This is a genomic window from Pseudomonas sp. AP19 (assembly GCF_001728855.1).
Classification (GTDB): Bacteria; Pseudomonadota; Gammaproteobacteria; order Pseudomonadales; family Pseudomonadaceae; genus Aquipseudomonas; species Aquipseudomonas fluorescens.
In genome coordinates this window covers 62285-86608 of record NZ_LXJP01000023.1, presented here as the reverse complement: position 1 = coordinate 86608, position 24324 = coordinate 62285, and the positions used below count along the sequence as shown (strand labels likewise).

Here is a 24324-nt window from a genome sequence, read left to right as displayed (position 1 = left end):
TTCTTTGTTTGCGAGGCTGACAGGGCCGCGCGTGCGCCAACCCAATAACAACAACAAAAATGGACATCGAACATGCCAGAACTCCCTATGGAGGGCGCCGTTGCAGCGGCGTCCGTTTCCTGTGTGTCGAACAACACTCCACGCCGGCTGATGGCATTGCTGGCCTTGAGCGTGCTGCCCGGTTCGCTATGGGCTGCAGGTTTTATCGACGACAGCCACGGCACCCTGACCTTGCGCAATTACTACCTGGACCGCGACTACAAGGACGACGGTGCGAAGACCGCCGCGCGGGAATGGGCCCAGGCGTTTATCCTCAACCTGGAATCGGGTTACACCCTTGGCCCGGTGGGCTTTGGCCTGGATGTACGCGGGTTGATGGGGGTCAAGCTCGACTCTTCGCCGGACCGCAGCGGTACCGAGTTGTTGCCGGTTTCGGCCAGCGACAAGCGCGCCGCCGACGAGTACTCGCGGCTGGCCCCAACCGCCAAACTGCGGTTCGCCCAAACCACGGTCAAGGCCGGCGATGTGTCGATCTTCCTGCCGTTTGCCTTTGCCAGCCCGTCGCGGCTGCTGCCGCAAACGTTTCGCGGCACCACGTTGAGCTCCAAGGACATCGATGGCCTGACACTCAACACGGGCTATATCGACCGCATCAACAAGCGCGACTCCACCGACTACCAGGCGATGACCATCGCCTCACCCAACCGGCGCTTCAACGCCACCGCCACCACCTCGCACCTGGCTTATGTGGGCGGTGACTATCAGGTCAACAAAGACCTCAGCCTGCGGGTCTATCACTCGCAGATCGCGGACCTCTACCAGCAGGACACCCTGGCGCTGCTGCACAACCTGCCGGTGGGCGATGGTGTGCTCACCAGCGACCTGCGCAGTTTTTTCAGCCGTGAGGATGGCAGTGCCAAGGCGGGCAAGGTGGATAACCGCAACCTCTCGGCGTTGTTTGGCTACCGCCTGGGCGGCCATCGCGTCAGCCTTGGCTACATGCACTCAAGCGGGGAGACGGCCACGCCCTATATCTCGGGAACAGAGTTGATGGGCATGAGCGAGCTGACCATGAGCTCGGACTTTCTCAACGCCAAGGAACGCACCTGGCAGGCCATCTACGATTATGACTTCGCGGCAGCAGGCGTGCCGGGGCTGAAGACTCGGCTGCGTTATGTGCGTGGCGACCACATCGAACTGGCCGCTTTCAACGCCGAGGATCGCAAGGAGCGCGAGTTCCAGATGGAACTGGGGTATGTGATTCAGAGCGGCCCGCTGAAGAACGTCGGGTTCATGGCACGCAAGTCGATCTACCGCAATGACTTCCCGAGCGGCGCGGCCTTTCGCGATGAAAACCAGACCCGTTTCCTGGTGCTCTACACCGTGGCGCTCTGGTAAGCCGATCAGTCCTGATAGACCTTCTTCAGCAAGCGCAGCAGCTCTTCACGTTCCTGGCCGTCAAGGGCGGCAGTGGCGTCCAGATCACTCTGTGCGGCGATGTCCTTGAGTTCCTTGAGCAGGGTTTCGCCGGTCTTGCTGAGGAAGATCCCGTAGGAGCGCTTGTCCGGCTTGCAGCGCACCCGCACGGCGAGGGCGCGGCTTTCCAGCTTGTTCAGCAACGGCACCACCTGGGGCGGCTCGATGGCCAGGGCGCGAGCCAGGTCGGCCTGCATCAGCCCAGGGTGCTGCTCGATGATTGCCAGGGCCGAAAACTGCGCCGGGCGCAGGTCGTGGTCCGACAACCGGCCGATCAGGTTCTGGAACAGCTTGAGCTGGGCGCGGCGCATGGCGTAACCGATCAGATCGTCCAGGGCTGAATCCAGCGGCGGCCGTACCTCGTCGTTGTCGGGCAGGGCCTGGCTGGCGGTGGCGATGGTGGAAGGCTTGGCCATTGGCAGTGCAATCCTCAGAAGGTGCAGGTTAATAAGAGTATCTAGTTTGCCGGTGTTGGCGCGCTATGGCTATGCCGGGTTTTCACAGCGCATGCGCCACGCGGGTTTTAAGCAGGAAAAATATTGGTTATTCAGATTAATAGTTAATTGACATAACTATATTTGCGGTTTAATTTCGAATCATCTTCACACCCAGAACAAGAGCGTACCGCCATGAGCAATTACGAAGGCCGTTGGACCACAGTCAAGGTTGAGATCGAAGAAGGCATCGCCTGGGTCATTCTCAATCGTCCGGAAAAACGCAACGCCATGAGCCCGACCCTGAACCGGGAAATGATCGACGTCCTGGAAACCCTCGAGCAGGATCCTGCCGCCGGCGTGCTGGTCCTCACCGGTGCGGGCGAAGCCTGGACGGCGGGCATGGACCTCAAGGAATACTTTCGCGAAGTGGATGCCGGCCCGGAAATCCTCCAGGAGAAAATCCGCCGCGAAGCCTCGCAATGGCAATGGAAACTGCTGCGCATGTACGCCAAGCCGACCATCGCCATGGTCAATGGCTGGTGCTTCGGCGGTGGCTTCAGCCCGCTGGTGGCGTGCGACCTGGCGATCTGCGCCGACGAAGCGACCTTCGGCCTTTCGGAAATCAACTGGGGCATCCCGCCGGGTAACCTGGTGAGCAAGGCCATGGCCGACACCGTGGGCCATCGTCAATCGCTGTACTACATCATGACCGGCAAGACCTTTGGCGGGCAGAAAGCCGCCGAAATGGGCCTTGTCAACGAAAGCGTGCCGCTGGCGCAACTGCGCGAAGTGACCATCGAACTGGCGCGTAACCTGCTCGAGAAAAACCCGGTGGTGCTGCGTGCCGCCAAGCATGGCTTCAAGCGCTGCCGCGAACTGACCTGGGAGCAGAACGAGGATTACCTCTACGCCAAGCTCGATCAGTCGCGTCTGCTCGACACCGAAGGCGGTCGCGAGCAGGGCATGAAACAGTTCCTCGACGACAAGAGCATCAAGCCTGGCCTGCAGGCCTATAAACGCTGAAGGGCGCGGCCGCCTGGCCGCGCCGTTGTACCCTGCTTGAACGTGTTCCCGATAAAGACAATAAAGAGGAATCACCATGCTGGACGTGCCCCTGTTGATCGGCGGCCAGTCGTGCCCCGCCCGTGACGGTCGAACCTTCGAACGTCGCAACCCGGTGACCGGTGAAGTGGTCTCGCGGGTGGCCGCTGCGACCCTGGAAGATGCCGACGCCGCCGTCGCCGCCGCCCAAGCCGCGTTCCCTGCCTGGGCGGCGCTGGCGCCCAACGAACGCCGCACCCGCTTGCTCAACGCTGCCGAGCAATTGCAGGCGCGCAGCAGTGAATTCATCGCCGCCGCCGGCGAGACCGGCGCCATGGCCAACTGGTATGGCTTCAATGTGCGCCTGGCGGCCAATATGCTGCGCGAAGCGGCCTCGATGACCACCCAGATCACAGGCGAGGTGATTCCCTCGGATGTCCCCGGCAGTTTCGCCATGGCCTTGCGTCAACCGTGCGGCGTGGTGCTGGGCATCGCGCCGTGGAACGCGCCGGTCATCCTCGCCACTCGCGCCATCGCCATGCCGCTGGCCTGCGGGAATACCGTGGTGCTTAAGGCCTCGGAAATAAGCCCGGCGGTGCACCGCCTGATTGGCCAGGTATTGCAGGATGCAGGCTTGGGCGATGGCGTGGTCAACGTCATCAGCAATGCCCCGGCGGATGCCGCCGCGATTGTCGAGCGGCTGATCGCCAACCCGGCAGTGCGGCGGGTCAACTTCACCGGTTCGACCCATGTCGGGCGGATTGTCGGCGAGCTCTCGGCGCGTCACCTCAAGCCGGCGTTGCTGGAACTGGGTGGCAAGGCGCCGTTGCTGGTGCTCGACGATGCCGATCTTGACGCTGCTGTAGCGGCGGCGGCGTTTGGCGCCTATTTCAACCAGGGCCAGATTTGCATGTCCACCGAACGCCTGATCGTCGATGCCAAGGTCGCCGATGCGTTCACCGCCAAGCTGGCGGCCAAGGTCGCGACCCTGCATGCGGGTGATCCCGCGGCGGCGGATTCGGTACTGGGGTCGCTGGTGGACGCCAGCGCCGGCACACGCATCAAGGCCCTGATCGACGATGCCCTGGCCAAGGGCGCGCGGCTGGTGGCAGGCGGCCAACTGGCGGGCAGCATCCTGCAGCCGACCCTGATCGAGGGTGTCACCGAACAGATGCGCGTGTACCGCGAAGAGTCCTTTGGCCCGGTTGCCGTGCTGCTGCGTGGTGAGGGTGATGAAGCCTTGTTGCGGCTGGCCAACGATTCCGAGTTCGGCCTGTCGGCGGCGATCTTCAGTCGCGACACCGGGCGCGCGCTGGCGCTGGCGCAGCGGGTCGAGTCGGGTATTTGCCATATCAATGGCCCGACGGTGCATGACGAGGCGCAGATGCCGTTTGGTGGGGTCAAGTCCAGTGGGTACGGCAGCTTTGGTGGCAAGGCGTCCATTGAGCACTTCACGCAATTGCGCTGGGTGACCTTGCAGAACGGGCCACGGCATTACCCGATCTGAGCAGTTGCTGCGACCTAACAATAACAAGGCGGCTGTGATCCGCCTTGCTGGAGGACACCCTTGTGAGTTCCGAATTCCGACCGCAACCCCAGCCCGCACCGCGATACCGCGAGGTCTCCATCGGCCACGCACCGGTGGCGGTCACTGAAGAACAGGGCGTGTTGCACATGCGCTCCCTGGAACCCCTGGCCGAGTTGCCGGCGCGCTTGCTCGATCGCCTGGTGCATTGGGCGCGGGTGCGGCCCGAGCAGACGTTTATCGCGGCACGCCAGGCCGGCGGTGATTGGCGCCGTGTCAGCTACCGCGAGATGCTCGACGGCGTACGCGCGATTGCCCAGGGCCTGCTGAGTTACGGGCTGTCGGCGGACAAGCCGCTGGCATTGCTGTCGGGCAACGACATCGAACATTTGCAGGTCGCCCTCGGCGCGATGTACGCCGGTATTCCTTACTGCCCGGTATCGCCGGCGTATTCGTTGTTGTCCCAGGATTTCGCCAAGCTGCGGCATGTCTGTGACCTGCTGCAACCCGGTCTGGTGTTCGTCAGCGACGCGCCGGCCTACCAGCGGGCGATCGATGCCGTATTGCCGCCCGAAACGCCGCTGATCAGCGTGCGCGGCCAGTTGCCCGGGCGCACTCAGATCAGCTTCGCCAGCCTGTTGCACACGTCGGCCGGTACTGAGGCCGACGCGGCTTTCAACGCCACCGGACCCGACAGCATTGCCAAATTCCTGTTTACCTCGGGCTCGACCAAACTGCCCAAGGCAGTGATCACCACTCAGCGCATGCTGTGCGCCAACCAGCAAATGCTCTTGCAGACATTTCCGGTGTTCGGCGAGGAGCCGCCGGTGCTGGTGGACTGGCTGCCGTGGAATCACACCTTTGGCGGCAGCCACAACGTCGGCATCGTGCTCTACAACGGCGGCACCTTTTACCTCGACGACGGCAAACCCACAACCCAGGGTTTTGCCCAGACCCTGCGCAACCTCAAGGAAATTTCGCCCACCGCCTACCTGACGGTGCCCAAGGGCTGGGAAGAATTGGTCAACGCCCTGGAACAGGACGCCGCGTTGCGCGAGCGGTTCTTTGCGCGGATGAAACTGTTCTTCTTCGCTGCCGCCGGCCTGTCGCAAAGTGTCTGGGACCGCCTCGACCGCGTGGCCGAACAGCACTGCGGCGAGCGTATCCGCATGATGGCCGGGCTGGGCATGACCGAAGCCGCGCCGTCCTGCACGTTCACCACCGGGCCGTTGTCCATGGCCGGCTATATCGGCTTGCCCGCGCCAGGCTGCGAGGTGCGCCTGGTGCCGGTGGACGGCAAGTTTGAAGGGCGTTTTCGCGGGCCGCACATCATGCCGGGGTATTGGCGCGCGCCCGAGCAAACCGCCGAGGTGTTCGATGAGCAGGGGTATTACTGTTCCGGTGATGCGATCAAGCTCGCCGATCCCCATCAGCCACACTGGGGGCTGATGTTCGACGGGCGTATTGCCGAAGACTTCAAGCTGTCCTCCGGGGTGTTTGTCAGCGTCGGTCCGTTGCGCAATCGTGCGGTGCTCGAAGGCTCACCCTATGTGCAGGACCTGGTGATCGCCGCGCCGGACCGCGAATGCCTGGGAGCGCTGGTGTTCCCCAGGGCCTATGAATGCCGCCGGCTGTCGGGCTTGAACGCAGAGGCCAGCGACGCCGAGGTGCTCAACAGCGCGCCGGTGCGCCAATGGTTCGGCGACTGGCTGCAACGGCTCAATCGCGAGGCCACCGGCAATGCCAGTCGCCTGGAGTGGATTGCCGTGCTCGACGAGCCGGCGTCCATCGACCGTGGGGAAATTACCGACAAAGGCTCGATCAACCAGCGCGCGGTATTGCAATGGCGTGCGGCCAAGGTTGAAGCGCTGTATCGCGGCGAAGACCCGACAATCCTGCGTGCCGGGCCCAAACCGTGAGCGGCGCCGGGCAGTATTCGGCGTTTGCCGATGCGGCGATGTTCGAGGCCGTGCGCACGCCGTGGGTTGACCTCGGCGGGGCGCTGTCCCAGGTGTCGCCCATCGACCTGGGCATCAAGGTTGGCCGTGAAGTGCTGGCTCGCGCCGGCCTCCAGGGGCAGGCGGTTGACAGTGTGCTGGCCGGTTCCATGGCCCAGGCCAGCTTCGATGCCTACTTGCTGCCACGGCATATCGGCTTGTACAGCGGTGTGGCGCAAGCGGTCCCGGCGCTGGGGGTGCAGCGCATCTGCGCTACCGGCTTCGAGCTGTTGCGCCAGGCCGCTGAACAACTGCGCGACGAGGTGCAACTGGCCTTGTGCGTGGCGGCTGAATCGATGTCACGCAACCCGATTGCGGCCTACACCCACCGCGGTGGGTTCCGCCTGGGGGGCGAAGTGCAATTCAAGGATTTCCTCTGGGAAGCGCTGTACGACCCGGCCCCAGGTCTGGACATGATCGCCACTGCCGATAACCTGGCGCGGCGTTATGGCCTGAGTCGCGAGGCCGTGGACCGTTATGCCTGCGCCAGCCACCAGCGCGCGTTGCAGGCGCAACAGGAGGGTGCCTGGGTCGACGAAATCGTCCCGGTGGATAACCAAGTGTTCGAGCTTGAGGGTTATCAATCGCGGCGCATCAGCCTGGCGCGCCAGGCGGGGGTTGTCAGCCAAGACAGCCACCCACGGCCGACCGACCTGGCGGCCCTGGCACGGTTGCGTGCGGTGCATGCCGATGGGGTGCAAACCGCCGGCAACAGTTGTGCGGTGGTCGACGGGGCGGCGGCGGCACTGGTAGGGCGCGCGTCTGATTGCACACGCCCGGCCCTGACACGCCTGCTGGCCAGCGCGGTGGTCGGTGTAGCCCCGGAGTTCATGGGCATTGGCCCGGCGCCGGCGATCCGCCTGTTGCTGCAGCGCAGTGGGCTGAGCCTGGGCGACATCGGCCGCTTCGAGATCAATGAAGCCCAGGCCGCCCAGGTGCTGGCGGTGGCCCAGGAGCTGGAGCTGGACAGCGATCGACTCAACGTCCAAGGCGGTTCCCTGGCGCTGGGCCATCCACTGGCGGCCAGCGGGTTGCGCCTGGTGATGAGCCTGGCGCGGCAATTACGCCAGCACAACCTGCGCTACGGGATTGCCGCGGCGTGCGTGGGCGGCGGGCAGGGCATGGCGCTGTTGATCGAAAATCCCGCCTGGCGCGCTTGAATACACAGCCTGTTTAATTTGATGAGGTGTCTCGATGTGGAGCTATCAGGCGCCCCTGCGCGATATGCAATTTGTGCTTGAGCATTGGCTGCAGGCCCACGACGCATGGGAGGCTTTGGACCTGCCCCTGGCGATGCACGTGCTGGAGGAGGCCGCCCGTTTCACCCAAGGCGTGCTGGCGCCGTTGAACAGCAGCGGCGACCGCCAGGGCTGCCGTTGGCAGGCGGGCCAGGTCAGCACCCCGGACGGTTTTGCCGAGGCGTATCGCGCGTATGCCCAAGGCGGTTGGCCAGGGTTGGCGTGCGCCGAGGCGCTGGGCGGGCAGGGCCTGCCGCAACTGCTCGACGCCGCGTTGCAAGAAATGCTCTACGCCAGCAACCACGCCTGGGCCATGTACACCGGCATCGCTCACGGCGCCTACCTGTGCCTCAAGACGCATGGCGAACCCTGGTTGCAGGCGCGTTACCTGCCCGCGATCATCAGCGGGCAGGCCTTGCCCACCATGTGCCTGACCGAGCCCCAGGCCGGCAGCGATGTCGGTTTACTGCGCTGTCGTGCCGAGCCCCAGGCGGATGGCAGCTATCGCCTGAGCGGCAGCAAGCTGTTTATCTCCGGCGGTGAGCATGACCTCACGGCCAATATCCTGCACCTGGTGCTGGCGCGGCTGCCTGATGCGCCGTCGGGCAGTCGCGGGCTTTCACTGTTCCTGGTGCCCAAGTTACTGGACGCTGGCCAGGTCAACGGGGTGCGCTGTGACGGCATTGAACACAAGATGGGTATCAAGGGCAGTGCCACCTGTTCGCTGGTGTTCGACGCGGCCCAAGGCTGGCTGATCGGCGACGCCAATCGCGGTTTGGCCGCGATGTTCGTGATGATGAACTCGGCGCGCCTGCATGTCGGCCTGCAAGGCCTGGGGCATGCCGAGGCCGCCTGGCAGAACGCCCGGCAGTACGCCGCCGAGCGCGTGCAGATGCGCGCACCGTCAAGGCCTGAAGCAGTGGCCGCCCAGGCGGCCGACCCGATCCATTATCACCCGGCCATGCGCCGCGTGTTGCTGGAGCTGCGCACCACTAGCGAGGGCATGCGCGCCATCGGGTATTGGGCGGCGCACCTGCTCGATCAGCAGGACGCATCGGCCGTCGCCTTGGCGCAACTGCTGACGCCCATCATCAAGGCGTTTTTCACCGAGCAGGGCTTTCGCCAGGCGAGTAATGCACTGCAGGTCTTCGGTGGCTACGGCTATGTCGCCGAGTTCGCCATCGAACAGACCCTGCGCGACAGTCGCATTGCAATGATCTACGAGGGCAGTAACGAGATCCAGGCCAACGACCTGCTGCTGCGCAAGGTGCTCGGGGATGACGGTCGGGCGTTCGGCTTGCTGCTCGACACGTTGCGTGCAGAGGCCGGGCAGGGCGCGCTGTACGCCGAGTGCGCGGCGTTCGCCGAGGCACTGGGCAACCTGTGCGACTCACTGGCCGCGACGGTGAGCGCCCTGCGTGAACAGGCGCAGGAAGACCGCGAATACCCCTATCGGGCAGCGCCGGATTTTCTCCAGCTGTGCGGTGTGGCACTGTTGGCCTTTGCCTGGGCGCGGGCGGCACGGGTGTCCAGGGCATTGCCCGAAGAGGACCCGTTACGCGCCGCCAAGCTGCAAAGTGCCGGGTTCTTTTTTGATTACCTGCCTGCCCGGTTGGCCCAGCACCTGGGGGCGATAGACAGCGCCCGTGCAGCGCTGGCGTTCGTCTGACGCCGGCAGGCGCTTGCGGTACTATGGCGGCCCATGTTTTCTGGAAGTTGCCTGGATGAGTAAGCCCGGTCAATTGGTGTTGGTCGCACTGCGCAAGATGATTGCCAGCGGGGAGCTGGTGGCGGGGGAGCGGCTGATGGAGACGCCCACGGCGCAGCGCTTCGGCGTGTCGCGCATGCCCGTGCGCATGGCCTTCCGTACCCTGGAGCAGGAAGGGCTGCTGGTGCCGTTCGGCGGGCGCGGGTATCAGGTGCGCTCGGTGAGCCCCAGCGACATTGCCGGTGCGGTTGAAGTGCGCGGCGTGCTCGAAGGCCTGGCGGCGCGCCAGACCGCCGAGCAGGGGTTGTCGGCTCAAGCGCGTGCCGTGCTGGAGCGCTGCCTGGTCGAGGGCGATCAACTGTTCGAAAAGGGCTATGTGACCGAAGACGACCTTGAGGTCTATCACGACCTGAACATGCGCTTTCACCAGGTCATCGTCGAAGGCAGCCACAACCCGGCGATTGCCGATGCCCTGGCGCGCAATGACCACCTGCCCTTTGCGTCGGTGACGGCGCTGGCGGTGGACCGCGAGGACATGGCCCGCGAGTACCGGCGCTTCAACTATGCCCACATGCAACATCACTCGGTCTTCGACGCGCTGGTCAACCGCCAGGGCGCGCGCGCCGAAGCGATCATGCGCGAGCATGCCAACGCGACCTTGCGCTATGCCGAAATCTTCAGCGCCGCCACCGCCGACGCACGCATGAAGGTGATCCTGCCCGCGTCGTGATGCGGTTCAGATATCGAGCACCAGCAAGGGCGTTTTCGAGCGCGAGCAGCAGGGCGTGAACTGGTCATTCAGCGCCTGTTCCTGCTCGGTGAGGAACAGGTCGCGATGCTCCGGTATGCCTTGCAACACGCGGGTCAGGCAGGTGCCGCAAATCCCCTGTTCGCAGGACACGGCAATCTCGATGCCGTGACTTTCCAGGACCTGCACCACGCTCTTGTCGGCCGGGATCTCGAAGACTTCGCCGCTGCTGCCGATCTGCACCGAAAACCCGCCGTCGAGGCTGCTGTCCACCGGTGCCGCCGAAAAGTATTCACGGTGCAGGCAGGCTTCTTGCCAACCCTGGGCCCGGGCACTCTCAAGTATGTGCTGCATGAACCCGCCGGGGCCGCAGACGTACACGTGCACGTCGTCTGCCGGCGCCGCCAGTACCTCGGCGGCATGCAGGGCGGTGTCGGGCTGCTCGTCGAAATGCAGGAACACCCGCTCGGCAAACGATGACGCCTTGAGACGCTGCACAAATGCCGCACGCTCACGGGCGCGGGCGCAGTAATGCAGCTCGAAATCGGCCCCCGTGTGTGCCAGGCGCTCGGCCATGCACAGGATGGGTGTAATGCCGATGCCTCCGGCAAACAGCAGGCTGCGCCGGGCTTCGTGGGCCAGCGGGAACAGGTTGCGCGGTGCGCTGATGCTCAGGCGGGTGCCCGTGTGCACGTGGGCGTGCAGGCTGCGCGAGCCCCCTCGGGACGCGGGGTCGTTGAGTACGCCGATCACATAGCGGTGCCGCTCTTGCGGGTGATTGCACAGCGAGTATTGGCGGATCAGCCCGTCTGGCAAGTGCACGTCGATGTGCGCACCGGCGCTGAAAGCCGGCAGTGGGCTGCCATCGACGCTGGCCAGTTCATAGCTGCAGATGTCCTGGGCTTCGGTGCGGCGGGATGTCACCACGACTTCAATCATGTTGGCGCTCCGGCGCGTTCCCGGGCGATCAGGCGGTCCAGGACCTTGCGCGACTGCACGCCGCCGGCGTCGATATTCAGCTTGAGCAGGTTACGCGTCGGGTGGGCCAGCAGGTTCTGTTGCTGGCGTTCGAGCATTTCCAGGTCTTCGCTGAAAATCTTGCCCTGGCCTTCGCGAATGCTGGCGGTGAGTGCCTCATCCTGCGGGTTGAAGTTGCGCGCCATGCCCCAGAAGTACCAGATCGAGGTGTCGGTTTGCGGAGTGATGAAATCCACCACGATGCTCGCGGCCTTGTGCTCGGCGGCGGCGGTGTAGCCGCCCTTGCCGGCATGGGCCACGCCGACTTCGATCAATACATGGCTGGGCGGCGTGAAGCGGCAGATCTGCCAGCGGTCCACCGGTACATCGTCGGCCAGGTTGTTGCCGCGCAGGGCCATGCGCCAGAACGGCGGGGCCATGATGTTTTCCATATGCCGAGCAGTGACCACTTCGTCCCCGTTCACCGTGGTCACGGGTGGCGCTTCGTCGATTTCCTTCTGGCCGATGCTGGAGGCGTGCACGTAGGTTTCGTGGGTCAGGTCCATCAGGTTGTCGATCATCAGGCGGTAATCGCACTGGATATCAAACAGCCCGCCGCCGTAGGCCCACTCGTCACTCACCGCCCACTCCAGGTGGTGGATCAGCGCGGGGTCGGCCTGGGCCTGATCACCCGGCCAGACCCAGATGAAACCGTAGCGCTCAACGGCGGCGAAGGTTTTGTTGCAGGGAAAGCCGCGCACCCGCTGGCCCGGCATATCGACGGTCTTGCCGTCACCGCCCATGACCAGGCCGTGATAGCCGCACACCAGGTGGCCGTTTTCGACATAGCCCAACGACAGCGGTGCGCCACGATGGGGGCAGAAGTCCTCGACCGCCACCACGGCGCCTTCCAGGCCACGATAAAACACCATTTTTTCACCGCAGATCTGCCGGCCCAACGGTTTTTGCGCGATTTCATCGGGGGTGCAAGCGACATACCACGTGTTCTTCGGGTACATGGTGACTCTCCAGGCAACGGATTATTGTTATTTAATGGATCCATTAAATTGGAGAGTCAGGTGGCGGTCAAGCCGGTAATCGGGTTATTCCGGGCGATTATCGGACGCAAAAGGGTTTAATGGATCCATAAATCGCCTTCAATCGGGTTCCGGGTCGGCTGTCAGGCCATCATGGGATTGCGTTCAGCAGCGGATCATCACCGACTTCAACGCGAAGCAGTCCTCAATAAAGGCGCCGCCGAACGCTCGACCCACCCCCGAGGCTTTATTCCCGCCGAACACCGCAGGCAGTGCGCGGCCTGGCCGCCTGCATCGTGCGGCTGGGGTGGCTCTGAACCTGGCCACCGTGGATAAACCGCGCGTGTTGGCGAGGAAGTTTGTGCGCAAAGCCACTGGAATCCAGGACAATCCGCTACGAACCCGTACAAGATTAAACGCACGACGGGTCAGTTCGATTCCATCGTGTGGCCGGCTCCGTTAGAGTTTCCACGCGAGCATCAGGTGCTGGCGCTCTACCTGACGCTCACCGCGTCTCTCTGGGCATTCAGCCGTCGGCCAGCCCGAACCCGCAAAAAAACCAGACCCTCTGCTCATATTGAAATGTTTGGAGTGGTTCAGTGTGCAGGTCGTCTCGCGAAGGAACCGCAGCAGTCGACGTGCCATTTACCGTGGTCATTGAGTCACCCACAAGGAGCTACACCATGCATGGAAGTATGAAGTTCAAGCACCTGGCGTTTTTGTTGATCCCGCTTGTAGCGGCCTGTACGACACCCGATAGAACCCGCGAATCCGCGATCCCCGCCCAGCCGCAGCAGCAGCAGGCATTGCCGTTCGATAACTGTTCGGTGGGGTGCCCCGCTGGCGGCAGCCCGCTGACCTTGAACCGTCAGGCGTACACGTTGAACAACAATGGCTCGACCAAGTTTGCGAACTGGGTCTCGTACAAAATCACCAAGGACACCCCGGCCAGCGGTCGCCCGCGCGACTGGAAGACCGACCCGGATATCCCCGCAGGGGAAACGCTCGACCCGGTGGATTACAACGGCGCCAATGTCGCGCTCAAAGTCGACCGTGGCCATCAGGCCAATCTCGCGTCGATGGCCGGCGTCCCTGACTGGCAGACCCTCAATTACCTGTCCAATATCACGCCGCAAAAGGCCGAGCTCAACCAGGGGGCCTGGGCGCACCTTGAAGACCAGGAGCGCAACCTCAGCAAAGCGCCCGGCATCGACCAGGTGTATGTCACCACCGAGCCTTTGTATGAGCATTTTGTCGGCACGCTGCCGGGCACGAACAAGGTCCATACCATTCCCAGCGGGTACTGGAAGATCATCTTTGTGGGCCGCTCACCGGAAGACGGCCTGTATGCCTCGTTTGTGATGAACCAGGAAACGCCTAAAGGTGCGAACTTCTGTGATTATCAGGTGACGGTTGAGCACATCGAAGAGCGCTCCGGGCTCACGTTCTGGAACCAGTTGCCGCCGTCGGTGCAGGCCGCACTGAAGGCGAAGCAGGGCCAATTGCCGAGCCGGATCGGCTGTAAATAGCCGTGTAAAACGCGGAACAGGGGCTGCCGTTCGTTGGCGGCCCCGGTTTTTGCGGCGTGTGCTGAACGACGCTGTGATCAATACCCGCCGTCAAGTCGCGCCCGCCTGAGCAGATCGCGCGCGTGGTCCGCGCGCAATAACAGTGTCATCTGCCGCTCCTCGACGATGATTTCCGCCACGATCAATACGCAGATCATCGGTGCGGTCACCAGCCAGTGGCCGTAGCACTGGGTGCCCAGCGACACGCAGACGCCGACAATCCATAACACCAATACCCACTTGGGCGCGCATTGCTGCAGTGGAACCCAGGCGCGCTGCAGTTTTTTCAAGCGCCGCGTGTGCAGTCTTAACGACGCCTCAAGTCGGGCCACTTCATTGCTCATGTCGACACTCGCTCCTCTGCGCGAGGGCAGCCTGGAAGCGGTCGTCCGAGCCAGGACAGGTTGACGCGTTCAACTTCCACCCAGTGCTCGCCGACGGGTTTGGTGCGACAGCTCTTGAACGCAATACACACGTGCTCGGCATCCAGCAAAGCAAAGTGCCTGTAGTCGGTGGTTTTCCTGAACACCCAGGAAAAGCTACGCATCGCGGTACCTCGTTAAATCAAACATGCCAGCTGAGTTCGAACAGCGTGCCGCCGTTTTCCATGCGCCGGCAGGTCACGGCGCCGCCATGGGCGAGGGCGATGGCGCGCACCACCGCAAGGCCCAGGCCGCTGCCGCCTTGGGCGCGTGAACGGGAGTTTTCGCCGCGTTGGAAGGCGTCGAACAAATGCGTCGCGAAGCGTTCGTCGATACCGGGGCCGTCATCGCGCACGCGCAGGTAGTTGAAACCGTCGCGGGTACTCAGGTGCACGATCACGTTTCCGGGTGTCGCGTGCCGTCGGATATTGTCCAACAGCGCCAGCAGCGCCTGGCGGATTCGCGCCGGGTCGCAGCGCATCGTGCGGCGTTGCAGGTCCAGTTGCAGGACAAAGCCGGCGGCAGTGAGGCTGGGTTCGAACAGCCGCACATCGTCCTCAATGCCCGTGGCCAGGTCGGCTTCCTGCAGGTTGAGTTCCAGGTAGCCACTGTCGGCCAGGCCGACCACCCGCAAGTCCTCGATCAAGCGTGTCAGTCCTTCTACCTGGCCCAACAAGCTGTAGAACTGCGCGGTATCCGGTTCGAATACGCCTTCGGCCAAGCCCTGCAGGCGCCCCCGCAAGATGGTCAGTGGCGTGCGCAGCTCATGGGCAATTGCCGCATTCCAGAACGCCTGTTCCTGCGCCATACGCTGCAAGCGTTTAGCCATGCTGTTGAAATCGTTCACCAGGATGGCTGCTTCGCCAATCGACTGGTCACCGGCAACCGCTTGTACATCCAGGTCGCCGTCGGCGAGTTTGCGCAGGTTCTCGGCCACGGAATTCAGTGGCATCAGAATTCGTCGAGACAGCTTCAAGGCCACAATCGAGCCCACCGCCAGGCTCACACACGTGGTCAAACCCATCCACACCCATTCGATGTTGGCTGGCAGCCACTCATTCACTTCTTCGTCCGTGAGCGGCCAATACGTCCATAGCAACGCATAGAAAATATAAGAGCCGATCACGGCCAGGGCGATCACGCACAACACCACGGCGGACATGGACAGGATGATCTGGCGGCTCAAGCCATTGAGACCCTTCACGACACACACCCAAACCGGTAGCCCACCCCCCGGATACTGGTGGGTACGCCTTGTAAGCCGAGGTCTTCGAGCTTGCGGCGCAGTTTGCTGATGTGGCTGTCGACGGTACGCTCCAGGCTGTCACTTTCCGGTGAACACTGGGCCAGCAGTTCGGCGCGGCTGAACACTCTTTTCGGCGCCTTGGCCAGTTGGGCCAGCAACCTGAACTCCGTCACCGTCAAGGCCAGCGGCACTCTTCGGCCGGCGAGGGTCACCGTGACTTCATAGCTTTCAAGGTCAATTTCAAGCGCGTCCACCCGCAGCACCGTGGGGCTGGCGCGGTAGTGGTAAGCGATGGCGCGTCGGAGTACGGCCTGGGTGCGCGCAACCACTTCGGCCGGGTTGAACGGTTTGACGATGTAGTCGTCGGCCCCGATGCGCAGGCCCATCAGCTTGTCCATGTCCTGATCCTGCGCCGTCAGCATGATCACCGGCGTATGGCCGCGATGACGCACTTCGGCAAGCACCTGCCAGCCATCCACGTGGGGCATCAGCACATCCAGCAACACCAGGTCCGGCTTGAGCGTCAGGTGCATTTCCAGGGCCTGGCGGCCGTCACGTGCGTGTGCGGTGCGAAAGCCACTGCGTTTGAGATAGGCCAGCAGGATGTCGGCGATTTCAGGTTCATCTTCGGCAATCAGCACGAGTGCCTGGGTTTCTCTGGCGCTGTCCGGACGGGGCATTGATGCAACGGGAATATCAGTCATGGTCTGCTCGGTGAATACGCGGCGAGCTTTTACGTCCGTGTGCTCGCGCGTATCTGCCTGGTCGTGGCTGCCGGTCCATGGCCGCGTTTCCAAGGAGTGATCATAGCTTCTGGGTGAGGGTGCCCAGCATCTGGTTGGCTGTGGAAATCACTTTTGAATTCATTTCATAAGCGCGTTGCGTGGTGATCATATTGACCATCTCTTCGACGGTGCTCACGTTTGAGGTCTCCAGGGTGCTTTGCAGGGTGGTGCCAAAACCGTTGCCCCCCGGCGTACCGACCTGAGGTGCACCACTGGACGCGGTTTCCAGAAACAGATTGTTGCCGATCGCCTGCAAGCCTGCAGGGTTGATGAAGTCGGCCGTTTGCAGGTTGCCGATCACTTGTGAGGCGGGGTTGCCGGCCACGGTGATGGACACCGTGCCATCCTGACCCACAGTAAAGGTCTTGGCGTTGTCCGGCACGACAATCGCCGGTTCCAGCGCGAAGCCGCTTGCCGTGACGACCTGGCCGTTGGCGTTCAGGTGAAACGTGCCGTCGCGCGAGTAGCCGGTGGTGCCATCCGGTTGCAGGACCTGGAAGAACCCCCGGCCGTTGAGTGCCAGGTCCAGGGGCTGCCCGGTGGTTTGCAGGCTGCCGCTGGTGAAGTTTTTCTGCGTGCCGACGATGTGCACGCCGGTGCCCAGCTGCAACCCTGAAGGCAGCTCACTGTCCTGCGTCGACTTGGCACCTGGCTGGCGCTTGATCTGGTACAGCAGGTCCTGGAATTCAGCGCGATCACGTTTGAAACCGGTGGTCGAAACGTTCGCCAGGTTGTTGGAAATTGTCGTCAGTTGGGTGTCCTGGGCAGACAACCCGGTTTTTGCGACGTACAGGGCAGGAATCATCTGTTTCTCCTGGTAAGCCCGCGCCACGAGGCGCCACGGCGATCGCAATTGTGCGTCATCAACGTGCGCTTTCATGGGAGGTTTTGTGGAGAAACGATGGAGACGGGCAATAATTTTGTGCGCCGCGCGCATCCCCCCTTTATCACACCCCAGTGCCTCCAGGTGTGTGCAGGGCCTATGGCAATTCAGATCAGGTTTTACGGAGGTGGCCGGGATAGCGGCGGATTGACGATCAATACGTAAAAGTCCAGTATGGAATTATAAGTACAAATACACGTTGCACTTCTCCCTTTCTTCACGCTTGCCAAACCAACAACAACTTGCGAGACAACGATCATGAAGAAACGCACGCTGATCACCGGCCTGGCCCTGAGCCTGCTTGCCTCCAGCCATGTGCTGGCCGCCGAGAAAACCCTGCGCATCGGTATCGAGGCGGCGTACCCACCGTTCGCCTCCAAGACCCAGGACGGCAAGATCGTCGGGTTCGACTACGACATCGGCAACGCGTTGTGCGTTCAGATGAAGGTCAAGTGCGTGTGGGTCGAGGGTGAGTTCGACGGGCTGATTCCTTCCCTGAAAGTGAAGAAAATCGACATGGCCCTGTCGTCCATGACCATCAACGAAGACCGCAAGAAGTCGGTGGATTTCTCCCACAAGTATTACTTCACGTCTTCGCGCCTGGTGATGAAGGACGGTGCAGCCGTGGACGACCAGTACGCCAGCCTCAAGGGCAAGACCGTCGGCGTGCAACGCGCCACCACCACCGACCGCTATGCCACCGAGGTGTTCGAGCCCAAGGGCATCAACGTCAAGCGCTACAGCAATAACGAAGAAATCTACATGGACCTGGCGTCAGGTCGCCTGGATGCGATCTTTGCCGACACCATCCCCCTGAGTGACTTCCTGGCGATGCCGCGCGGCAAGGGCTACGCCTTTGTCGGCCCGGAGCTGAAGGACCCGAAATACGTGGGCGAGGGCGCCGGGATCGCGGTGCGCAAGGGCAATACGGCATTGGTCAGTGAGTTGAACACGGCCATCGACGGTATCCGTGCCAATGGTGAGTACCAGAAGATTTCACAGCAGTACTTCAAGTCGGATATCTACGGCGACTGACTGCGAATGCGGTCCTGAACACAACCTGGGTGACGGTGGGCGCGGGCAAGCCAGCGCCCACCGTGGCTCGCAGGTGTGGCGAGGATTATCTGTTCAACCCTTCAATTCCTTGAGGTGCTTGTAGACGGTCGCCCGGCCCATCCCCAGCACATTCGCCACATAGTTCGACGCACTCTTGCCTTTGAAGGCGCCCTCGGCATGCAACGCCAGCACCAGCTCACGTTTATGGTCCCGGGTCAGCAGGTTCAGGCTCAGCTGGCGTTCGCGCATCCAGGCATGCAAAAAGGTGTTGATCCGTTCCTGCCAGTCATCACGAAACAGTGAGTCCGGTTGCGGGATCAGCTTGCTCGGCGACAGGAACAGGTCCAGTGCCGCCTTGGCGTTTTCTAACAGCGAGATATTCAGGTTGATGCACAACACCGCCAGCCGGCGACCTTTGTGGTCGTGGAGCACGCTGCTCAAGCTGCGAATTTTCTGACCGTCCCAATTGAGCTTTTCGTACGGGCCGATATTCACTTCATGGATGTCATCGCTGAGCATGTCCTCCAGGGCCGAGTCATCACCGATGGCCCGTTTCGACAGGTTATTGGCGATGTAGTCGACTTTTTGCGTGCGCAAATCATGCAGCACCACTTCGGCGTGGGGGAAGAACAACGTGGCGATCGCATCGGCAATCGTGCGGAAGTTCTGGACAACCTTGTCTTGCTCAGCGGTGTTCATCAATGCGGCTCCAGGCGGACGGGCGAGAGCATACCAGCGTCCAGGCCGAACCGCGTCAGTTGCTCCGGCAGCGGCGCGCCGCGCACCAGGGCCGCACTGGCCTGGCCCATGGCGGGTGAAGTCTGAATGCCATAGCCGCCTTGCGCCGCGACCCAGAACAGCCCCGGCACCTGTGCGTCGAAGCCGGAGAGCAAATCACCGTCGTGCACAAAACTGCGCAGCCCGGCCCAAGTCCGGGTCGGGCGGCGGATGGTCAGGGTGGTGGCTTCTTCGATCTGGTAAATGCCCATGGCGATGTCCAGCTCTTCGGGCTGCACATCCTGCGGCTCGACGGGGTCGGCGTTGGCCGGTGAGCCGAGGAACATGCCCGCATCGGGTTTCATGTAGAAAGCTTCGTCGAGGGCCACCAGCATCGGCCACTGATGGGTGTCGACGCCTTCAGGCCCGGCGAAGATAAACGCCGAGCGACGCTTGGGCTGCAAGCCGATGGACGCCGCGCCGGCCAATGCGCCGATATGGTCGGCCCAGGCGCCGGCGGCGTTAATGATGATGGGCGTGGTGTACGTCGCATCCTGGGTGCGCACGTGCCACAGGCCGTCGGCGTCACGCGTCAGCCCCAGCACGTGGCTGTCGGTGCGTACGTCGCTGTTGTGACGGCGAATGCCACGCAAATAACCCTGGTGCAGGGCGTCGGTGTCGATGTCGCTGGCCGTCGGGTCGAAGATTGCACCGTGGACTTTTTCGCGCCGCAGGATCGGTAGCCGCGCGCACGCTTCGTCGACACTCAGGCGCTCCACCTGTGCCACCGTGGCTTTGGCACTCAGGTATTGGCTTTCCAGTTCCGCCGGGTCGCCGCTGAAGTCCACGGTCATTTCGCCGCGCGGCGTGAGCAACGGATGCTCACAGAAACCCGCCGGCGGGTTGTCGAAAAACGCCCGGCTGGCCAGGGTCAACGCGCGCACTTGCGGGGTGCCATACGCGGCGGTGTAGAGCGCCGCCGAACGCCCGGTGGAGTGGTAGGCCGGGTGGTTTTCACGCTCCAGCACCAGCACTTTGCCATGCTGCGACAGCCAGAAACCCGTGGAAGCGCCCGCAATGCCGCCGCCGATGATGATGAAGTCTGCATGGCTCATGAACATCTCCAAAAAAAGGGCTTAGCGCCGGATTTGATACAAGGCATTGGCCAGTGCGACGTCTTCCAGGCCCAGCCCGATCGAGCGGAAAAACACACAGCGGTCGTAGTCGGGGCGCTGCGCCATGTCGCTGAGCAACTCGGGCAGGTCACCGATGACAGCCCGTTTGTCCCACCCGTGTTGTTCGCTGGCGATCAGCATTTCGCCGGCCGTGCCCGGGGTGGTCTGGCGATAGTCGCAGAATACATGCATGTCGTTGAGGCAGTGCGGCGGTACTTCATGGGCGCGTGGGGCGTTGGTGCTGATGGAGGTAATCAGCGCCGGTTTGCTCAGGCGCGCGGGGTCCATCACCGGGCCGGCCGACGAGGTGCAGAGCAGAATCACGTCCGCGTCTTGCAGCGCAGCCTCGCAGCTGCTGGCGAGGGTCAAGCGCGGGTCGAGGCCGTTGAGATGGGCCAGGGTATCGGCGCTGGCACGGTCCAGGCGCGGTGAAAAGAGGCTGATGTGCTGCCAGTCGCGCAGGTTCTGCACATAGCGCAGGTGCGCCTGGGCAACCTTGCCACTGCCGATAATCGCCAGGCGTCGGGCGGCTGCAGGCGCCAGGGCGTCCACCGCCAAGGCGGTCGTGGCGGCCGTGCGTTCGGTGGTCAACTCGGCCGCATCACACAGCAACAGCGGCTGACCGGTGTGCATCGACATCAACAATGTCCATGCCGTCACCAGCGGCCCTTGTTCGCGCACGATATAGGGCGACGTCTTGACCCCGTACACCGCGTCTTCGGTCAGCACGCCCAAATAGTTGATGAAATCGCCGGCCCCTTGCGGGAACTCCACGCATTGCTGCGCCGGCTGCACCGCCAGCCCGGCGGCCAGGTCGCGGAACAGCTTGCGCAGCACCCGGGGCACGTCAACCTTGGCGAGTAGTTCGCGTGCTTGGGCTTGGTTGATCACTTGAGGCGTGCTGGACATGGCTATCTCCGCAGATAAACTAATTTGTCCATTATGGACTTTTAGTTCTGGCAGGCAATATCCAGGCGAAAAAAAGCTGGCGGCTGAGGGTTATTTCGCAAGCCACACGCTGACACACAACCCGCGCTGCTCCTCGGCGTCGGTAAATGACAGTTGCACCTGCGCCCCGGTGCGATCGGTGATCGCCTTGACGATCGACAAACCCAAGCCGGAACCGGCCTCGTCGGTGCCCAGGCTGCGATAGAACGGGTCAAACACCCGCGCCTGTTCCTCGACTGAAATACCGGGCCCCGAGTCTTTGATTTGCAGTTGAATGGTGTCAGCCATCACCGCCACCGACAGGTCGATACGCCCACCCGGCGGGGTGTAGCGAATGGCGTTATCCACCAGGTTTTTCACCAGCGTGAACAGGTCCATCGCGTTGAACATCACCTGCACGTCCTGAGTGCTTTCAACACCGATGTCGATCTGTTTGCGCTCGGCCAACGGCAATAGGTCTTCTAGCACCTGGCGATACACGGCATGCACCGACAGCGATGTTTGCACGCGCTCCGACGCCGACTGCGCCGCCGCCAGGCTCAGCAGTTGATCGATCAATGTGCGGCCGCGTTGGATGCCGCGTGACAGCGGCTCAAAACGCTCCCGGCTCATGGGCGACAGGTCAGTGGCGGCCAGCCGGTCGGCTTGCAGGGCCAGGGCGGTCATCGGCGAGCGCAGTTCGTGAGCGGCATCGGCGACAAAGCGCCGCTGGCTGTCCATCGACTGCTCAACGCGGGCCAGCAAACGATTGATCGCCACCACAAACGGGCGCACTTCGCTGGGCAGGTGTTGTTCTTCAATGGGGTGCAGTTCCTGCTCGGCGCGCTGGTCGATCTCGGCGGCGAGCACACCAATCGGGCGAAACAACTTGCGCACCAGATCGCCAACCACCAACAGCAGCACCGGAAACAAGATCAGGAACGGCAACAAACTGCGCCAGGCGCTTTCGCGGGCGTCCTTGTCGCGGGCATCGGATTCCTGGGCCACGGCAATGCGTTCGCCACGTGCCGTGGTGTGCACCAGCACGCGAAAGTTTTCACCGCTCACCTCAACGGTGGACAGCCCGTCAGCGAGGTCTGTGGGGAAGGGCAAGGGCAAGGCTTCATCGTTGATGCCCGTAGCGCGCCGGCCGTCGCCCAGGTGTTGAATGATTACCCGGGATTCTTCGTCATCGCCATCAATGGCCGGGCCTTGTGGGTAGTGCAGGGTCATCTGCTGGCGGTCATACAGCATCGCGACCTGGCGTAAGGTGTCGTCCTGCTGTTCGTGGGTTTCGTCGAAGGCCGAGACAAAGGCAAACACGCTGGCCACCAGCGCCACCAGCAAAATGGCCAGGGACAGGGTGACCGACAGCCGCAGTTGGACCGATTCACTCAAACGCTTTTTGAAACCATCCATCCCATGCCCCTGACATTCTTGATCACATGACTGCCCAACTTGCGCCGCAAGGCGTGAATCAGGAACTCGATGGCGTTGCTTTCGACCTCATTGCCCCAGCCATACAGGCGGTCTTCCAACTCACTGCGCGAGAGGATTGCTCCTGGGCGAATCAGCAGGGCTTGCAGTAGCGCAAATTCGCGACTGGAAAGGGCGACGTTGCGATGCGCGTCGGTGCTGGCTTGCTTGGTGAGCAGGTCCAGCGACACGCTGCCATTGTCCAGCAACGGCAGAGCGTTCCCGCCTTTGCGGCGCAACACCGCACGGATACGCGCGAGCAATTCCGAGATGTCGAATGGTTTGAGCAGATAGTCATCGGCGCCACTGTCGAGGCCGCGCAGGCGGTCATCGAGACTGTCACGGGCGGTAATGATCAGCAGCGGCACGGGATTGTTGCGCCCACGGATGCTGTCCAGCACATCGAGGCCGTCCTTGCCGGGCAGGCCCAGGTCCAGCAGCACCAGGTCGTAAGGTTGGGTGTCGAGTGCGGCGAGGCCGGTGAGGCCGTTCTTGACCCAGTCGGCGGCATAGCTCGCATCGCTGAGCGCGCGTTGGATGGCATCGCCAATCATCGGGTCGTCTTCGACCAGCAGTATCCGCATGTCGCCTCCGCAGCAAAAGCAAACGCGGTGAAAGGATCACCGCGTCTGTATTGAAGCATGATTGTCTGATGTCAGCCTTTCATCGCATCGAAGGTCTTGAGCAAGTCCTCCATCGAGGCGGTGCAGTCGGCCTGGTTCGGGTTGCCATCACGCAGGGCCGAAAGTGCACGGTCGATGGCTTTGTCCAGCACGTGCCAGTCGTTCGCGGCCCGAGGTTTGATCCCGGCCTCGGCGGCATCCCAGCTGGTTTCCAGGTCTTTGATGCGGGCTTTGGCACCCGCCAGGTCGTGCTTGGCGACAAGCGCCGACACGTCCGCCGCGATGGCGCGGAATTCGGACAGGTCGCCCAGTTTTGACGCATGGGCTTGGCTGCTCGTGACGGTGGCGCCGCCGGCGGTGTCTTGGGGTTTGTCGGCAGGTTTGGAGCAGCCGGTGGCAATGCCCAGCATAAAGATCGCTGAAACAATGGCGGCGTGGCGGATCATGTTTTGAACGCGCATGAGGGTTTCCTTGAGGTGAGTCGTTATTGGGTAATGGCTTTGCGGTTGCTGACACTGATTTGCGCGACGGCCACCAGCAGGACAATGACGCAGAGGAACAGCGCGCTGGTCCAACTGGCGCCCATGCCCAGGCCGCCATAGGTCTTGGCTTGGGTCAGCAGGTCGCCGAGGGAGGCGCCGAAAGGTCGGGTGAGGATGTAGGCGACCCAGAAGGTCAGCACGCTGTTGACGCCCACGCGCCAGGCCACCATGGCCACGGCGATCAAACCGGCGAAAATCACCGCGCCGAGCGTGAAGCCCAGGCCCAGCGCTTCGGTGGCCAGGTCACCGGCAGCGGTGCCCAGGGCAAACGTGCAGAGCACCGTCGTCCAGTAAAACCACTCACGCCGTGGCGTGACGATGTCGCGGATCGACAGGCTGCGCTCGGTGCGATACCAAACCACAAAGTTAAGCGCGAGCAGGCCCGCAAAAATCGCTGTGCTGAGGTACAGGCTGACGTCGAGTTTATCGGTGAGGATATCGGTGATCTGTGTGCCGACGATGCTCACCAGCACCACGGTGAGCCAGTAAATCCAGGGCGTGTAGGCCTTGGTGCGCATCTGCCCGAACAGCGCGACGGCCAACAGCGCAGCCATGCCGAGGCTGGTCCAGCCGGCGCCGAAGCCGGCATTGACGGCGAGGTAATCCGCGCCGGTTTCGCCCACGGTCGTGGACAATATCTTGATCACCCAGAATGACAGCGTCACCTCGGGTACTTTGTTCAGCCAACGGGCTGCTGTGGCATTCATGGGGTTACCTCTCCTTGACTGCGCGGTGGTGGG

24 protein-coding genes are annotated in these 24324 nt (G+C 62.7%); 9 read left to right on the top strand and 15 right to left on the bottom strand.

The genetic code is table 11. The features are described from left to right. The first annotated feature begins 72 nt into the window (after window positions 1-72). Entirely contained in the window at window positions 73-1398 is a 1326-nt protein-coding gene (locus A7D21_RS17350) for an OprD family porin (protein ID WP_083272202.1), read from the top strand. Between the two features lie 5 nt (window positions 1399-1403). Here A7D21_RS17350 and A7D21_RS17345 read toward each other — a convergent pair whose 3' ends face one another. Then, the gene (locus tag A7D21_RS17345; protein ID WP_069552231.1) at window positions 1404-1892 is read right to left on the bottom strand and encodes a MarR family winged helix-turn-helix transcriptional regulator; all 489 of its coding nucleotides are present in this window, start codon (window positions 1890-1892) and stop codon (window positions 1404-1406) included. A gap of 213 nt (window positions 1893-2105) precedes the next feature. Between A7D21_RS17345 and A7D21_RS17340 the strand changes: the two genes are divergently transcribed. The 6 genes from A7D21_RS17340 to A7D21_RS17315 all read left to right on the top strand — a co-directional run bounded on the left by A7D21_RS17340 (window position 2106) and on the right by A7D21_RS17315 (window position 10152). Then, complete coding sequence (locus A7D21_RS17340; RefSeq protein ID WP_010567568.1) at window positions 2106-2936, top strand: p-hydroxycinnamoyl CoA hydratase/lyase; 831 nt, start codon at window positions 2106-2108, stop codon at window positions 2934-2936. A gap of 76 nt (window positions 2937-3012) precedes the next feature. Next, window positions 3013-4461, top strand: coding sequence for an aldehyde dehydrogenase (locus A7D21_RS17335; RefSeq protein WP_069552230.1), 1449 nt, complete (start codon window positions 3013-3015; stop codon window positions 4459-4461). 62 nt (window positions 4462-4523) lie between these two features. Then, window positions 4524-6398, top strand: coding sequence for a feruloyl-CoA synthase (locus A7D21_RS17330; protein WP_069552229.1), 1875 nt, complete (start codon window positions 4524-4526; stop codon window positions 6396-6398). After that, window positions 6395-7636: a thiolase family protein gene (locus A7D21_RS17325; protein ID WP_053255512.1), complete on the top strand. Its 1242-nt coding sequence runs from the start codon at window positions 6395-6397 to the stop codon at window positions 7634-7636. The genes A7D21_RS17330 and A7D21_RS17325 overlap by 4 nt, the downstream gene beginning before the upstream one ends. A gap of 34 nt (window positions 7637-7670) precedes the next feature. Beyond that, a complete protein-coding gene (locus tag A7D21_RS17320; RefSeq protein ID WP_069552228.1) occupies window positions 7671-9383 on the top strand; it encodes an acyl-CoA dehydrogenase in 1713 nt (570 codons plus the stop codon). A 55-nt stretch (window positions 9384-9438) separates the two neighbouring features. Further along, entirely contained in the window at window positions 9439-10152 is a 714-nt protein-coding gene (locus A7D21_RS17315; RefSeq protein ID WP_053255514.1) for a GntR family transcriptional regulator, read from the top strand. A 6-nt stretch (window positions 10153-10158) separates the two neighbouring features. Here A7D21_RS17315 and A7D21_RS17310 read toward each other — a convergent pair whose 3' ends face one another. Together A7D21_RS17310 and A7D21_RS17305 are read right to left on the bottom strand one after the other, a co-directional pair. Further along, the gene (locus A7D21_RS17310) at window positions 10159-11109 is read right to left on the bottom strand and encodes a PDR/VanB family oxidoreductase (RefSeq protein ID WP_069552227.1); all 951 of its coding nucleotides are present in this window, start codon (window positions 11107-11109) and stop codon (window positions 10159-10161) included. After that, entirely contained in the window at window positions 11106-12146 is a 1041-nt protein-coding gene (locus tag A7D21_RS17305) for an aromatic ring-hydroxylating dioxygenase subunit alpha (RefSeq protein ID WP_069552226.1), read from the bottom strand. Before A7D21_RS17305 ends, A7D21_RS17310 begins: the two co-directional genes overlap by 4 nt. Before the next feature lie 701 nt (window positions 12147-12847). On the opposite strand from A7D21_RS17305, the gene A7D21_RS17300 reads away from it, so the two are divergent. Beyond that, entirely contained in the window at window positions 12848-13693 is an 846-nt protein-coding gene (locus tag A7D21_RS17300; protein ID WP_069552225.1) for a DNA/RNA non-specific endonuclease, read from the top strand. A gap of 77 nt (window positions 13694-13770) precedes the next feature. Here A7D21_RS17300 and A7D21_RS17295 read toward each other — a convergent pair whose 3' ends face one another. From A7D21_RS17295 to flgG, 5 genes are all read right to left on the bottom strand, one after another. Beyond that, window positions 13771-14076 (bottom strand): hypothetical protein, encoded by a 306-nt coding sequence (locus tag A7D21_RS17295; protein ID WP_053255518.1) that lies wholly within the window; start codon window positions 14074-14076, stop codon window positions 13771-13773. Then, window positions 14073-14279: a hypothetical protein gene (locus tag A7D21_RS34435; RefSeq protein ID WP_078828017.1), complete on the bottom strand. Its 207-nt coding sequence runs from the start codon at window positions 14277-14279 to the stop codon at window positions 14073-14075. The genes A7D21_RS17295 and A7D21_RS34435 overlap by 4 nt, the downstream gene beginning before the upstream one ends. 17 nt (window positions 14280-14296) lie before the next feature. Further along, window positions 14297-15358, bottom strand: a complete 1062-nt coding sequence (locus A7D21_RS17290) for an ATP-binding protein (protein WP_053255519.1) — start codon at window positions 15356-15358, stop codon at window positions 14297-14299. After that, the gene (locus tag A7D21_RS17285; RefSeq protein WP_069552248.1) at window positions 15355-16104 is read right to left on the bottom strand and encodes a response regulator; all 750 of its coding nucleotides are present in this window, start codon (window positions 16102-16104) and stop codon (window positions 15355-15357) included. Before A7D21_RS17285 ends, A7D21_RS17290 begins: the two co-directional genes overlap by 4 nt. Before the next feature lie 100 nt (window positions 16105-16204). Continuing rightward, complete coding sequence (gene flgG / locus A7D21_RS17280; protein ID WP_069552224.1) at window positions 16205-16990, bottom strand: flagellar basal-body rod protein FlgG; 786 nt, start codon at window positions 16988-16990, stop codon at window positions 16205-16207. Window positions 16991-17326: 336 nt separating this feature from the next. On the opposite strand from flgG, the gene A7D21_RS17275 reads away from it, so the two are divergent. Then, window positions 17327-18103, top strand: coding sequence for an ABC transporter substrate-binding protein (locus A7D21_RS17275; protein WP_069552223.1), 777 nt, complete (start codon window positions 17327-17329; stop codon window positions 18101-18103). A gap of 93 nt (window positions 18104-18196) precedes the next feature. On the opposite strand, the gene A7D21_RS17270 is transcribed toward A7D21_RS17275, so the two are convergent. From A7D21_RS17270 to A7D21_RS17240, 7 genes are all read right to left on the bottom strand, one after another. Beyond that, on the bottom strand, window positions 18197-18823 hold the full coding sequence (locus tag A7D21_RS17270; protein ID WP_069552222.1) for a transcriptional regulator: 627 nt from the start codon (window positions 18821-18823) through the stop codon (window positions 18197-18199). Beyond that, complete coding sequence (locus A7D21_RS17265; protein ID WP_053255523.1) at window positions 18823-19956, bottom strand: FAD-binding oxidoreductase; 1134 nt, start codon at window positions 19954-19956, stop codon at window positions 18823-18825. The genes A7D21_RS17270 and A7D21_RS17265 overlap by 1 nt, the downstream gene beginning before the upstream one ends. Before the next feature lie 21 nt (window positions 19957-19977). Continuing rightward, window positions 19978-20925, bottom strand: coding sequence for an ornithine cyclodeaminase family protein (locus tag A7D21_RS17260; protein WP_053255524.1), 948 nt, complete (start codon window positions 20923-20925; stop codon window positions 19978-19980). Window positions 20926-21015: 90 nt separating this feature from the next. After that, complete coding sequence (locus A7D21_RS17255; protein ID WP_053255525.1) at window positions 21016-22362, bottom strand: ATP-binding protein; 1347 nt, start codon at window positions 22360-22362, stop codon at window positions 21016-21018. Next, window positions 22338-23003 (bottom strand): response regulator transcription factor, encoded by a 666-nt coding sequence (locus A7D21_RS17250; protein WP_053255526.1) that lies wholly within the window; start codon window positions 23001-23003, stop codon window positions 22338-22340. The genes A7D21_RS17255 and A7D21_RS17250 overlap by 25 nt, the downstream gene beginning before the upstream one ends. Window positions 23004-23074: 71 nt before the next feature. After that, window positions 23075-23503: a hypothetical protein gene (locus A7D21_RS17245; RefSeq protein ID WP_053255527.1), complete on the bottom strand. Its 429-nt coding sequence runs from the start codon at window positions 23501-23503 to the stop codon at window positions 23075-23077. A 23-nt stretch (window positions 23504-23526) separates the two neighbouring features. Further along, window positions 23527-24291, bottom strand: coding sequence for a hypothetical protein (locus tag A7D21_RS17240; RefSeq protein WP_053255528.1), 765 nt, complete (start codon window positions 24289-24291; stop codon window positions 23527-23529). Between the last annotated feature and the right edge of the window lie 33 nt (window positions 24292-24324).